This is a genomic window from Extensimonas perlucida, assembly GCF_007655255.1.
Classification (GTDB): Bacteria; Pseudomonadota; Gammaproteobacteria; order Burkholderiales; family Burkholderiaceae_C; genus Extensimonas; species Extensimonas perlucida.
Genome location: NZ_VMYE01000001.1, coordinates 263,094 through 275,048, shown reverse-complemented (window position 1 = coordinate 275,048; position 11,955 = coordinate 263,094). Strand labels below are relative to the sequence as shown.

13 protein-coding genes are annotated in these 11,955 nt (G+C 65.2%); 7 read left to right on the top strand and 6 right to left on the bottom strand.

Annotated elements, in window-relative coordinates:
• The first annotated feature begins 38 nt into the window (after positions 1 to 38).
• The 5 genes from acpP to FK527_RS01495 all read left to right on the top strand — a co-directional run bounded on the left by acpP (position 39) and on the right by FK527_RS01495 (position 3,624).
• Positions 39 to 278 carry an acyl carrier protein gene (gene acpP / locus FK527_RS01515; protein WP_144728968.1) on the top strand — a complete coding sequence of 80 codons (240 nt, stop codon included), beginning with the start codon at positions 39 to 41 and terminating at the stop codon, positions 276 to 278.
• 154 nt (positions 279 to 432) lie between these two features.
• A complete protein-coding gene (gene fabF, locus FK527_RS01510) occupies positions 433 to 1,677 on the top strand; it encodes a beta-ketoacyl-ACP synthase II (protein ID WP_144728966.1) in 1,245 nt (414 codons plus the stop codon).
• Positions 1,678 to 1,751: 74 nt separating this feature from the next.
• Complete coding sequence (locus tag FK527_RS01505; protein ID WP_144728964.1) at positions 1,752 to 2,303, top strand: hypothetical protein; 552 nt, start codon at positions 1,752 to 1,754, stop codon at positions 2,301 to 2,303.
• Positions 2,300 to 2,947: an RNA polymerase sigma factor RpoE gene (gene rpoE, locus FK527_RS01500; RefSeq protein WP_144728962.1), complete on the top strand. Its 648-nt coding sequence runs from the start codon at positions 2,300 to 2,302 to the stop codon at positions 2,945 to 2,947. Before FK527_RS01505 ends, rpoE begins: the two co-directional genes overlap by 4 nt.
• A gap of 68 nt (positions 2,948 to 3,015) precedes the next feature.
• Positions 3,016 to 3,624: a sigma-E factor negative regulatory protein gene (locus tag FK527_RS01495; protein WP_246072617.1), complete on the top strand. Its 609-nt coding sequence runs from the start codon at positions 3,016 to 3,018 to the stop codon at positions 3,622 to 3,624.
• 506 nt (positions 3,625 to 4,130) lie between these two features.
• Here FK527_RS01495 and FK527_RS01490 read toward each other — a convergent pair.
• The 5 genes from FK527_RS01490 to FK527_RS01470 form a co-directional block, all read right to left on the bottom strand.
• Entirely contained in the window at positions 4,131 to 5,060 is a 930-nt protein-coding gene (locus tag FK527_RS01490) for a ketopantoate reductase family protein (RefSeq protein ID WP_144728958.1), read from the bottom strand.
• Between the two features lie 54 nt (positions 5,061 to 5,114).
• Positions 5,115 to 5,540, bottom strand: a complete 426-nt coding sequence (locus FK527_RS01485; protein WP_144728956.1) for a DUF6691 family protein — start codon at positions 5,538 to 5,540, stop codon at positions 5,115 to 5,117.
• Positions 5,537 to 6,010, bottom strand: a complete 474-nt coding sequence (locus FK527_RS01480) for a YeeE/YedE family protein (RefSeq protein WP_144728954.1) — start codon at positions 6,008 to 6,010, stop codon at positions 5,537 to 5,539. The genes FK527_RS01485 and FK527_RS01480 overlap by 4 nt, the downstream gene beginning before the upstream one ends.
• Positions 6,011 to 6,086: 76 nt before the next feature.
• Positions 6,087 to 7,100 (bottom strand): tRNA dihydrouridine(20/20a) synthase DusA, encoded by a 1,014-nt coding sequence (gene dusA, locus FK527_RS01475; protein ID WP_144728952.1) that lies wholly within the window; start codon positions 7,098 to 7,100, stop codon positions 6,087 to 6,089.
• Positions 7,101 to 7,242: 142 nt separating this feature from the next.
• Entirely contained in the window at positions 7,243 to 8,352 is a 1,110-nt protein-coding gene (locus tag FK527_RS01470; RefSeq protein ID WP_144728950.1) for a porin, read from the bottom strand.
• Between the two features lie 397 nt (positions 8,353 to 8,749).
• Between FK527_RS01470 and coq7 the strand changes: the two genes are divergently transcribed.
• Positions 8,750 to 9,385 (top strand): 2-polyprenyl-3-methyl-6-methoxy-1,4-benzoquinone monooxygenase, encoded by a 636-nt coding sequence (gene coq7 / locus FK527_RS01465; protein WP_144728948.1) that lies wholly within the window; start codon positions 8,750 to 8,752, stop codon positions 9,383 to 9,385.
• Positions 9,386 to 9,421: 36 nt separating this feature from the next.
• Here coq7 and FK527_RS01460 read toward each other — a convergent pair whose 3' ends face one another.
• Complete coding sequence (locus FK527_RS01460; protein WP_144728946.1) at positions 9,422 to 9,871, bottom strand: OsmC family protein; 450 nt, start codon at positions 9,869 to 9,871, stop codon at positions 9,422 to 9,424.
• A 462-nt stretch (positions 9,872 to 10,333) separates the two neighbouring features.
• Between FK527_RS01460 and ilvA the strand changes: the two genes are divergently transcribed.
• Positions 10,334 to 11,887, top strand: coding sequence for a threonine ammonia-lyase, biosynthetic (ilvA, locus tag FK527_RS01455; protein WP_144728944.1), 1,554 nt, complete (start codon positions 10,334 to 10,336; stop codon positions 11,885 to 11,887).
• The last annotated feature ends 68 nt before the right edge of the window (positions 11,888 to 11,955 follow it).

The window sequence follows — 11,955 nt, the reverse complement described above, 5'->3', positions numbered from 1 at the left end:
AGAATCGCGGATTCATTCACAACCCCCAGAGGGAAACCATGAGCGATATCGAAGCACGCGTCAAAAAGATCATTGCCGAACAACTCGGCGTCGAAGAGTCCCAGGTCACCAATGAAAAAGCCTTCGTGGCCGATCTCGGTGCCGATTCCCTGGACACCGTGGAACTGGTGATGGCCCTCGAAGACGAGTTCGGCATCGAAATCCCGGACGAAGACGCCGAGAAGATCACCACGGTGCAAAACGCCATCGATTACGCCGTCGCCCACCAAAAGGGCTGATATTTCTTTCATGATGGACGCAAATCGGGCGCCAGCAAGGCGTTCGCCCCATGGCAATACCGGCGTGCCCCCGTTTGCATAAATCCCGTCGCCATCCGGCGATTTTCGGGTGTTCCATCCCCGCCTTTGAGCGCTCCGCAGAAGGTTTTTTCGCATGAGCCGTCGTCGCGTCGTCGTGACCGGCCTGGGTTGCATCAGCCCCGTGGGCAACACGGTCGCTGAGGCCTGGGCCAACATTCTTGCCGGCCGCTCCGGCATCGGCCCCATCACCAAGTTCGATGCGTCGAATTTCTCGTGCAGGATTGCCGGAGAAGTCAAAGGCTTCGACGTCGAGTCCTACATGAGCGCCAAGGATGCGCGCAGCATGGACACCTTCATCCACTACGGCATCGCCGCCGCCGAGCAGGCCGTGCGCGACGCCGGCCTGCCCACGGGCGAGGCGCTCGATGAAGAAACCGCGGCGCGCATAGGCTGCGTGATCGGCTCAGGCATAGGCGGCCTGCCGATGATAGAAAACACCCACGCCGAACTGGTGGCGCGCGGGCCGCGGCGCATCACGCCGTTTTTCGTGCCGGCGTCCATCATCAACATGGTGGCAGGGCATGTGTCCATGCGCTTTGGCTTCAAGGGGCCCAATCTCTCGGTGGTCACGGCCTGTACCACGGGCCTGCACTGCATTGGCGAGGCCGGGCGCATGATCGAATACGGCGATGCTGACGTGGTGGTTGCCGGCGGCACCGAGGCCACGGTATCGCCGCTCGGGGTGGGCGGTTTTGCCGCGATGCGCGCGCTCTCCACGCGCAACGACGATCCGCAAACCGCTTCGCGCCCCTGGGACAAGGACCGCGACGGCTTCGTGCTCGGCGAGGGCGCGGGCATCATGGTGCTCGAATCCTACGAGCACGCCAAGGCGCGCGGCGCGAAGATTTATGCTGAGCTGACGGGCTTTGGCATGAGCGCCGACGCCGGCCACATCACGGCGCCGAACATGGACGGCCCGCGCCGCGCCATGCTCAACGCGCTGCGCAACGCGGGCGTGGCGCCCGAGGCGATCGATTACCTCAACGCACACGGCACTTCGACACCGCTGGGCGACGTCAACGAGACCAAGGCGATCAAGGCCGCGCTCGGCGCGCATGCGCACAAAGTCGTGGTGAGTTCGACCAAGTCGATGACGGGCCATTTGCTCGGTGGAGCCGGTGGCGTGGAGAGCGTGTTTACGGTGCTCGCGCTGCACGAGCAAAAAATTCCGCCCACGATCAACCTGCTTGCGCAAGACCCCGAGTGCGACCTCGACTACTGCGCCAACGTCGCGCGTGACGCAAAAATCGAAGTCGCGATGAAAAACAATTTCGGCTTCGGCGGCACGAACGGCACCTTGATTTTCCAGCGCGTCTGAACGGCGCGCCGGTGTACCGCCCGCCAGCCCACCTTGCCGTCAGGCTGTCAGGCCGTCTTTTTCTGCAAGGGCTGATGCGCGTGGCATCCCAGCAAACACCCCCTCCTGTGCAGTACCCCGTCGGGCGCACGCGGCTGCTCGGCGTGGCTTTGCTGGCGCTTGCTGCGGCGGGCTGGGTGCTGCTGGCCTTGTGGGCCGTGCAAGGGGCCGGCGGCTTGCCCTGGCGCGTCGCGCTGGCGGGTGTGCTGTGTCTGGCCTGTAACGCCTGCGCACTGCATTTTTGGCGCCGCCTGCCGCAAGGCGTGCTGCATTGGGATGGCCAGCACTGGTGCTTCGAAAATCGCAGCGCAGGTCGAGGCCAAGGCCGCGGGCCGGGCGCTGCGCCCACCGAGGGCGCCCCTGAAGTGCTGCTGGACTTGCAAAATCACCTCGCGCTGCGCTGGCGCAGCGCGCTGGGGCGCAGCAGATGGCTTTGGCTCACGCGCGCGTCCGATCCGGCATGCTGGCCGGACTTGCGCCGCGCCGTGCACGCACGTACCTTGGCCTTGGGCGCGCTGCCCGGGACGGATACGGCAAGTGCGGACAATGCCCGGGACGCATCCCAAGACGAGGCACGACCAGCATGAGCGCGCCCTCGCCCCCACCCCCACGCCCACCTCCTCCTGCAGCGCCCGACAGCGACCTGCCGCTGGTCGAGCGCGCGCGCGCGGGCGATCAACATGCATTTGCGCTGCTCGTGCACAAATACCAGCGGCGCATAGAGCGCCTGATCGCGCGCATGGTGCGCGATACCGATCTGGTGCCCGACATCGCGCAGGAGACTTTCCTGCGCGCCTACCGCGCCCTGCACCAGTTCCGCGGCGACGCGCAGTTCTACACCTGGCTGTACCGCATCGCGGTGAACACCGCGAAGAAGGCGCTGCTCGAATTGAAGCGCAACCCCGTGGTGTATGAAAACGCCGCAGCCCCCGCCAGCGCGGACGAAGAAACTTTTCGCCCCGAGCCGGAACCAACGAGTGCCGAGACCCCGGAAGCTGAACTCGCGGCGCGCGAGGTGGCGGCTGCCGTGCAGGCCGCCGTGGCGGCACTGCCCGAAGACCTGCGCGAGGCTTTGCTGCTGCGCGAGATCGAGGGCCTGAGCTACGAGGAGATCGCCGCGGCCATGGGCACGCCCATAGGCACGGTGCGCTCGCGGATTTTCCGGGCGCGCGAGGCGGTGTCGGCGCGCGTGCGCCCGCTGCTCGAAAACCAGTCGGGCAAACGCTGGTGAGTGGCGACCGGGTGCGCGGTGAAGCGGAACCAAAAGGTGCAACTATGGCGGAAGATGCGATCGATGCAGTGAGACAAGCGGAACTGCTGTCGGCCCTGGCCGACGGCGTGTTGGAAGGCGAAGAACTGGCGCAGGCGCTGGATTTGGCCGCGCACAGCGAGGCGCAGCGGACTTGGCAGGTTTATCAGCTCGTGGGCGACATGCTGCGCGCGCCCGAGCTCGCGGCGTATGGCCGCAGCGCGCTCGCCGAAAAGGTGTGCGCGCAGCTCGCGCAACAAGCGCTGCGGCTACAAACCGCGTCGGAGGATGCGGTGGGGGATGCGGCAGAAATGGTGGCCGTTGCGGCACCGGTGCGCACCGAGGCGGCGAATGCGGCGCAGTTCCACTGGAAGTGGATCGTAGGCCTGGCATCCATGGCCACGGTGGCCGTGGTCGGCTGGGGCGTGTTCGGCGCGCTGCGCGAGCAGGGTGCCTCCGCCGTGCAGCTGGCAGCCAGTCAGCCCGCAGCACCTCTGGTGGCGGTAGCCGATCCCAACGGTGCAGCGCAGCCCATGCTTCGCGACCCGCGGCTCGACGAGCTGCTCGCGGCGCACCAGCAGTACGGTTACACGCCGGCCCTGCAAATGCCGGCGGGCTTTTTGCGCAACGCGGCGTTCGAATCTGCGGGACGGCGGTGAACCTTCACCGCCAGAGTCCGGCACGGATGTTTGAAGCTCGTTTGTGCAGGGACGTCGAAAAATGGGCCGAGCGAAGTGACGGCCCGTGTGGTGTCCCCGCCCTTCTGTATGCGCCGAGGAGCGCAGCGCCCGGCGGAAAAAGGGCGCGCGATTGTTTGAGCGAAGCGCAGCGCAGCGAGTTTCGCGCGACCCCGCCGGGAGCGAGCACCGCAGGTTGCCCTGACCGCCGCGAGGCGGGCAGGGACGCAGACAGTAGGGTCGCCTTCTTTTGCCTTCTTTTCTTGGCGAGACAAGAAAAGAAGGTGCGCCGCCGGGCGCAACTCCCGGCATCCTCCCTGGGCCCCATCACCCGTCCTGAGAAATGGGCAGCGGAACTCAATTTTTTTCTAGGACTTACGCAAACAATGGAGCATCTGGGTATTTTTCCATGGGGCGAACGCATTGCCTAAGCCCGATTTGCGTAAGTCCTGTTTTCTTGTTTTTGCGCTTCGTTCCGTTGCGGGCCGCTACCCGTTTTGCACCACGCGCTTTTCCAGCAGGCGCACGAGCGTGTGCAGCAGGCGGTTTACGGGCGTGTCTAGGCCCAGCGCTGCGCCGCGGCGCACGATGTAGCCGTTGAGGTGGTCGATCTCGCTGCGCCGCCCGCGGGCGAGGTCTTGTGCCGTCGAGGAGGTCTGCGTCGGCATGCTCGCGGCGAGCTGGCGCACGCTGTCGTAAAGGCTCTCGGGCAAATCGACGCCACTCGCGCGCGCCACGGCCAGGCATTCGCGCACGATGTCGTCCATCACCTGCGCCACGGGCAAGTCGGGGCTTTGCACGATCTCGCCGTAGCTGAGCTGCGTGAGCGCCGACAAGGGGTTGTAGCCGCAGTTGAGCACCAGCTTGGACCAGAGCGCGCGCGCCACATCGTCGGAAATCTGCGTGGGGATGCCCGCGGCTTGCAAGGTGGCGGCAATCTGTGCGCTCGCAGGCGAGGGCGCGAGCACCAGCTCGCCGCGGCCGCGGTGCAGCACATGGCCGGGCCCGGCCATTTCGGCGGCGACATAGACCACGGCGGGCAGCACGAGGTGCCGCGGCAGCAGCGACTGCAGACGCTCGGCGTTGTCCACGCCGTTTTGCAGGCTCAGCACGATGGCGCCGGGGCGCAGGTGCGGGGCCATCGCGCGCGCGGCGCTTTCGGTGTCGGTGGACTTGACGCAAAAAAGCACCCACTGCGCGCCTTGCACGGCGCTAGGCTCGGTGCTTGCAGCCAGCGCGACGCGCTCGGTAAACGCCTGGGTCTGCAGCAGCAGCCCTTGCGCGTGGATGGCCTGCACATGCGCGGGGCGGCCGATCAGCACCACCTCGTGCCCGGCGCGCGCGAGCATGCCGCCGTAGTAGCAGCCCACGGCGCCCGCGCCCATGACGGCGATGTTGGTGCGCCCGGTTTCAAGCATGAAATTGCCCTCTAAAGCAGATGTAGCAAGCGCTGGAAGCTACTGAATACGTAGTCATTGGCGCGCGCGCAGCCCCTGCACCAGTGCACCAAGCACAATGCCCGCCAGCGCCCACAGCAGGCTCCAGTTGCCCGCGCCCAGGCCCGCGATCGCCGGCCCCGGGCACACGCCACACAGCCCCCAGCCGATGCCAAAGAGCGCCGCGCCCACGGCGGTGTCACGGTTCCAGGCGCTCGGGTGGGTATAAAACTGCCCGCCGAGCAAAGGGCGCGTGAGCAGGCGCGGCGCGAGTTTGTAAGCCAGCAGCGTCACGAGCACGCCGCCGCCCATCACGAGCGCCAGGCCAAAGTCCTGCAGGCGCAGAAAGCTCAACACCACCTCGGGCCGGATCATGGTGGAAAGCGCCAGGCCAAAGCCGAACAGCGCGCCCGCAAGCAGCGTGGCGAGCCAGCGCGCAGGGGTCAGGGATGTGCCGCTCATGCCAGCCACCTCGCGACCAGGTTCGCGGTGATGAAAGCCGTGGCCATGAAGGTGAGCACGGCCAGCAGCGAAGGCCACTGCAGCGAGCCCAGCCCGCAAATGCCGTGGCCTGATGTGCAGCCATTGCCTAGCCGCGCCCCGTAGCCCACGAAAAATCCGCCCACGAGCAGTTGCCACACGGGCACGCTGGTGCTTTGCGGCGCGCCCTGCGCAAAGCCCTGCCACCACACGAACGCGCCCAGGATCAGCCCCAGCGCGTACACCAGGCGCCACGCGCGCGAGCCGGTAAAGCGCTCCTGCTGGAAAAACGGCCGCCGCAGCACATACGACCAGGTCGAGGAAAACACCGTGCTCATGCCGCCGATCAGGCCCGTGCACACAAACAGCAGCGCCACGCCGGCGCCAATGCAAAGCCCGCCGAGCAGGTAATGCTGCCAGCCGAGCGGAAACAAGGTAAGGAGGGAGTTCATGGGGCGCGATTATGCGCAACAGGCGGCGAAATGCGCTGAGCGCGGATGTGCTCGCCTCTGCCCGTTTCACAGCGGCTCATGCAGCGATGGTTTCAGCGCGCGCGGCACGCGCGAGCGCCATCACCTCGGCTGCGGGCAGATGTTTGAGGCGGTGGTCGCTCCAGACCTGGCGCCAGCGGCGTGCGCCGGGCAGGCCGTGGCGCAGGCCCAGCATGTGGCGGGCGATGGCGTACCACGGTGTACCGTGCGCGGCGGCTTCGCGCTCCATGTAGCGCACCATGGCTTCTTCGACTGCCTCGTGCGTCAGCGTGGAGGGCGCGGCGCCGAAGTAGCGCGCGTCCCAGCCCGCGAGCCACCAGGGGTTGTGGTATGCGGCGCGGCCCACCATGACGCCGTCCAGCCCCGCGTCGAGCTGCGCCTGCACGGCTGCGTCGGAATCCAGGCCACCGTTCACGACGATCGTGAGCGCGGGGAAGTCCGCCTTGAGCTGGCGCGCAACGTCGTAGCGCAGCGGCGGAATTTCGCGGTTTTCCTTGGGCGAAAGGCCCTCGAGCCAGGCGTTGCGCGCGTGCACGATGAACACGCGGCAACCGGCTTCGGCCACCGTGCCGACGAAGTCGCGCACGAAGGCATAGCGCTCGTCGCGGCCTATGCCTATGCGGTGCTTGACGGTGACGGGCACCGATACCGCGTCGGCCATGGCCTTGACGCAGTCGGCCACGAGCTGCGGCTCGTGCATCAGGCAGGCGCCGAACGCGCCGCGCTGCACGCGCTCGCTCGGACAGCCGCAATTGAGATTGACCTCGTCGTAGCCCCAGCGCTCTGCCAGGCGTGCGCACTGCGCGAGATCGGCGGGTTCGCTGCCGCCCAATTGCAGCGCGACGGGGTGCTCCTCTGCAGAAAAAAGCAAATGCCGCGTCACGTCCCCGTGCAGCAGTGCGCCCGTGGTCACCATTTCGGTGTAAAGCCGCGCATGGCGGCTCAGCAGGCGGTGCAGGTAGCGGCAATGGCGGTCGGTCCAGTCGAGCATGGGCGCGACGGACAGGCGCCAAGAGGACGTATTTCCTCTACGATCTGTTCCTGACTTCATATTTTCTCCACAAGGTCATCATTACAAACCTCGTGGCGTCCATTTTTCGGGGGCCAGTTCACACAAAGCAAAACGCCAGCCCAGAGGCCGGCGTTTTGCTTTGAATCAAGCGAAGAAGCCGCGCAAGGCAGCCTCTGCTGGATTAGAACGAGTGGCTGATACCAAACTCGTAGGCGTTGACGGACTCGCCGGCATTGATCGTGACGCCAGACAGGCCGCTGATGCCGGTGCCGCGCTTGGCAACACCGTCGTTCGAGACGTGCGAGTAGGTGCCGTACAGCGCGGTGCGCTTGGACAGGTTATAGACATAACCCAGCGAGTACTGCTTGGAGTCATTGTCGGCGACGAGGTTGTCGCTCTTGTCACGCAGGTCGTTGTACGAGAAGCGCACCACGCCAGGGCCCACGGGAGCAGTCAAACCAACCAGCCACATTTGGTACTTCTTCTCAGTCAGAACGCCTGCCGACTTGGCCTTTTCCTGGTTCCACATCACGAAGGGCTTGATCACGCCGAAGTCGTAGCTGGCGCCGATGCCATAAGCCTCTGCGTCCTGCAGGAGAGCGGAGCTTGCCAGGGCAGGATCCTTGTCGGACAAAGCATTCTTCTTGATCTTCATGTAGTCGGCGCCGATGTTCAGCGGGCCGTTGGCATAACCGCCACGCACACCATAGCCATCGCCGTTGTTGGTCATGTTGGTGTTATACAGAGCAGCACTGCCAGCCTTCTCACCGAAGATGTATTGCACTTGGCCGTAGAAACCGCCGAGGTTGGAGGGCAGGAAGTAGCTGATCGTGTTGCTCTTGCGATCGTCGATGCCGGTGATCTGGTTCTTCATCAGGCTGCCGGAGCCAGTAGCCTCGAACGGATCGAAGGCCAGCAGATTATTGTAGTGCGCCGTGTTGTCACGGCCAAGGCGGACTTCACCCCAGTTGTCGCCCATCAGGCTGATGGTCGAGCGGCGCTTGAATTGCAGACCGCCGCCGTAGGCGCCGTTCTTGTTGCCGTCGCCGGTGTCAGCGTTGATGCCGCCTTCAAGCCAGAAGCCAGCCTTGAGACCACCGCCGAGGTCTTCCACACCACGAACGCCCAGACGGCTGGTCTTGAGGCCACCGTTGGTCAGGCCGGTCACCGAGTTGGTGCCAGAGCTGTGCCCCACACCCACGTCCATCACGCCAAACAGGGTGACGGAAGATTGCGCCATGGCAGCGCCAGAAGCTGCCAGGACAGCCAAGGCGATCAGAGACTTTTTCATTGCGAATACTCCTTTGGGTTAAACATGTGGCGCCGGCTTGGATACCAAAACGGTGCAGCAACCGCACCGCAACCCAGCCGGGCAACGACCTCCTTGATCGGGAAGCTGTTGTTATTGCACCAGACGCAGGCGCATTGCGCAAAAGAAAATCGCAGTCTAGGGTCAACCCGTTGCTGCATCGCAACAGTTCCGCCATTTTTGAGGCGATCGTTCTGATGTCATATTGCAAAAATACGACCTAAGCGATTGATCTATCTCTATAAAACATCCTCCCTCGACCAGCGTTCGCAGTGCGCCCCCTACAATGCGCCCGGATTGCTCTGATGCCCCTGAAAAGGGCAACAGCATTTTCTGTGCCACCAAATTTCCCTCTCGCCTCCCTATCCAGTCCCGCTCCATGGATTCCTTGCTCACCGCCGCCGACACGGCATTGCGCACCTTGTTCGCCAACCCAAAGGCTGCAGAAGAATCGCCCGCGGCATTGGCTGCACCTGCCAGCGAACAGACGGACGCAGCGCTCTCGCCCGAAGAAAAGCGCCTCGCGGGTGCGCTGATGCGCGTGAACCACGTGGGTGAGGTCTGCGCGCAGGCGCTCTACACGGCGCAGGCGGCCGTCACGCATGACGCTGCCTTGCGCCAGCACCTGCTTCAGGCGGCGCGCGAAGAGCTCGACCACCTCGCGTGGACGCGCGAGCGCATCGATGCTCTGGGCGCGCGCCCCAGCCTGCTCAACCCGCTGTGGTTTGCGGGCGCGTTCGCGATCGGCCTGGTGGCGGCCAAGGTCAGCGACCGTGTGAGCCTGGGTTTCGTGGTCGAGACGGAAAACCAAGTGTCTGCGCACCTGCAAAGCCATTTGCAGCGCCTGCCAGCGCAGGATGCGGCCTCGCGCGCCGTGGTGGCGCGTATGAAGGACGACGAGGAGCGCCACGCCGCGAACGCGCGCGCCGCCGGCGCAGTCGAGCTGCCGCCGCCCGCGCGCGCGCTCATGAGGCTCGCCGCCAAGCTCATGACGACGACGGCGCACTTCGTTTGATGGGCGGCGCCAGCAGCGGCGCTCAAATCTGGACGCTCAGACTTCCACGATCTCGAAGCCGGTGCTGATCTGCGCGGTCTTGCCCAGCATGATGCTGGCCGAGCAGTATTTGTCGTGGCTCATGGCGATGGCGCGCTCCACGGCGGCGGGCGGGATGCCCTTGCCCGTCACGGTGAAGTGCATGTGGATGCGCGTGAACACCTTGGGGTCGGTGTCGGCGCGCTCGGCCGTGAGTTTGACGCTGCAGCCGCGCACGTCGTGGCGCCCGCGCTTGAGGATCAGCACCACGTCGTAGGCCGTGCAGCCGCCCGTGCCCGCGAGCACGGTTTCCATGGGGCGCGGCGCGAGGTTTTGGCCGCCGTTCGTGGGGTTGGCGGCGTCGGGCGCGCCGTCCATGGCGAGTACGTGGCCGCTGCCGGTTTCTGCCACGAAGCCCATGGCCGAGCGCGTGCCGGCCGCGCCGGTCCAGGTGACTGTGCATTCCATCTCAAGATTCCTCCGCTTGGTGTGTGCCGCTTTTGCGACATATTTCGTTCATGAAGTGAATTTTTGCTGCATCGCAGCAAACGCTGTGCTACAGTTACGCCATGCGTTGGTTCTTTGGTAGCAACGCCTCGATTGTCTCCTCCATCTCCTCAAAGGATGGATTCAGCCCCGGGCCGCAATGCCTGGGGCTTTTTTTTGCCTCTTTGACGGCTGTCTTGCGCCTTTTTCGGCCACCGCCACGGCCTAGGAGCCTGTCGGACTTTGGAATCGTCGGCTGCGAATGCGCCGCAGCGGCCCATTTTTTACCGTCTTCTTGCCCCATAGCACCACTATGGGGCGGCGAATCCGGCAAAAACTGGTCTCGCTGGGGCGCATTCTCGCTTTCGACGCCCAAAGTCCGACAGGCTCCTATGATGGCGGCCCCGCGTGCGCGGGCATCCGGCTGACCTTCACCATCGACCCATGAGTTCGCACCTGACCCCCTTCGACTACCTGAAAAAAATCCTCACCGCACGCGTCTATGACGTGGCCGTGGAGTCGCCGCTGGAGCCCGCGCGCAACCTGAGCCGGCGCCTGCACAACAAGGTGCTGCTCAAGCGCGAGGACCAGCAGCCCGTGTTCAGCTTCAAACTGCGCGGCGCGTACAACAAGATGGCGCAACTGAGCCCCGAGCAGCTGCAGCGCGGCGTGATCTGCGCCTCGGCCGGCAACCATGCGCAGGGCGTGGCCATGAGCGCACAAAGGCTGGGCACGCGCGCGGTGATCGTCATGCCCACGACCACGCCGCAGCTCAAGATCGACGCCGTCAAAACGCTGGGCGGCGAGGTGGTGCTGTGGGGCGACAGCTATTCCGACGCCTACGCGCACGCTGTGGCGCTCGAACGCGAACAGTGCCTGACTTTCGTGCACCCGTTCGACGACCCGGACGTGATCGCGGGTCAGGGCACGATTGCGATGGAGATCCTGCGTCAGCTGCAAAGCCTGGGCAGCAACCGGCTCGACGCGGTGTTCGTCGCGATCGGCGGCGGCGGGCTCGTGAGCGGCGTGGCGAACTACATCAAGGCCGTGCGCCCCGAGATCAAGGTGATCGGCGTGCAGATGAACGACTCCGACGCCATGCTGCGCTCGGTGCAGGCGCAAGAGCGCGTCACGCTGGCCGACGTGGGCCTGTTTTCGGACGGCACGGCCGTGAAGCTCGTGGGCGAGGAGACGTTTCGCATCACGCGCGGGCTGGTCGATGGCTTCGTGAGCGTGGACACCGACGCGGTGTGCGCGGCGATCAAGGACGTCTTCGTGGACACGCGCAGCATCGTCGAGCCCGCAGGAGCGCTCGCCGTGGCGGCGATCAAGCAGTACGTGGCGCAGCACAAGACGCGCGGCGAGACCTACGCGGCCATTTTGTGCGGCGCGAACATGAACTTCGACCGCCTGCGCTTCGTGGCCGAGCGCGCCGAGGTCGGCGAGGAGCGCGAGGCGCTGCTGGCCGTGACGATTCCCGAAGAGCGCGGCAGCTTTCGGCGCTTTTGCGAGCTCATCGGCAGCCTGCCCGGCGGGCCACGCAACGTGACCGAGTTCAACTACCGCATCAGCGACGCCGCGCTCGCGCATGTGTTCGTGGGCCTGACCACGCACGGCAGGGGCGAATCGAAAAAAATCGCCCAGCACTTCGAGCGCCACAATTTTCGCGCGCTGGACCTCACGCACGACGAGCTTGCGAAGGAGCATTTGCGCCACCTCGTGGGCGGGCCTTCGGCGCTCGCGCAGGACGAGCGCCTGCTGCGCTTCGTCTTTCCCGAGCGGCCTGGCGCGCTGCTGAAATTTTTGAGCCTGATGCAGCCGAGTTGGAACATCAGCCTGTTCCACTACCGCAACCAGGGCGCGGACTATGGTCGCATCCTCGTGGGCCTGCAGGTGCCGCCCGAGGGCGATGCGCTGTTCGCGGAGTTTCTGGCCACGCTGGGCTACCCCTGGGTGGAGGAGACGAACAACCCCGCGTACCAGCTTTTCTTGCGCTGAATTTTGCGCCAAATCGGCCTTTAGCCCATATTTGACGAGCGCTTGCAGCTATCGATTCAGGAACCCCG

What these genes read in the sequence shown, in the direction of transcription:
- acpP (WP_144728968.1), top strand. Translation starts at nt 39, where the DNA reads ATGAGCGATATCGAAGCACGCGTCAAAAAGATCATTGCCGAACAACTC.
- rpoE (WP_144728962.1), top strand. Translation starts at nt 2,300, where the DNA reads ATGAGCGCGCCCTCGCCCCCACCCCCACGCCCACCTCCTCCTGCAGCG.
- FK527_RS01460 (WP_144728946.1), bottom strand. Translation starts at nt 9,871, where the DNA reads ATGGAATGCACAGTCACCTGGACCGGCGCGGCCGGCACGCGCTCGGCC.
- FK527_RS01480 (WP_144728954.1), bottom strand. Translation starts at nt 6,010, where the DNA reads ATGAACTCCCTCCTTACCTTGTTTCCGCTCGGCTGGCAGCATTACCTG.
- FK527_RS01470 (WP_144728950.1), bottom strand. Translation starts at nt 8,352, where the DNA reads ATGAAAAAGTCTCTGATCGCCTTGGCTGTCCTGGCAGCTTCTGGCGCT.
- FK527_RS01485 (WP_144728956.1), bottom strand. Translation starts at nt 5,540, where the DNA reads ATGAGCGGCACATCCCTGACCCCTGCGCGCTGGCTCGCCACGCTGCTT.
- fabF (WP_144728966.1), top strand. Translation starts at nt 433, where the DNA reads ATGAGCCGTCGTCGCGTCGTCGTGACCGGCCTGGGTTGCATCAGCCCC.
- ilvA (WP_144728944.1), top strand. Translation starts at nt 10,334, where the DNA reads ATGAGTTCGCACCTGACCCCCTTCGACTACCTGAAAAAAATCCTCACC.
- FK527_RS01505 (WP_144728964.1), top strand. Translation starts at nt 1,752, where the DNA reads ATGCGCGTGGCATCCCAGCAAACACCCCCTCCTGTGCAGTACCCCGTC.
- dusA (WP_144728952.1), bottom strand. Translation starts at nt 7,100, where the DNA reads ATGAAGTCAGGAACAGATCGTAGAGGAAATACGTCCTCTTGGCGCCTG.
- coq7 (WP_144728948.1), top strand. Translation starts at nt 8,750, where the DNA reads ATGGATTCCTTGCTCACCGCCGCCGACACGGCATTGCGCACCTTGTTC.
- FK527_RS01490 (WP_144728958.1), bottom strand. Translation starts at nt 5,060, where the DNA reads ATGCTTGAAACCGGGCGCACCAACATCGCCGTCATGGGCGCGGGCGCC.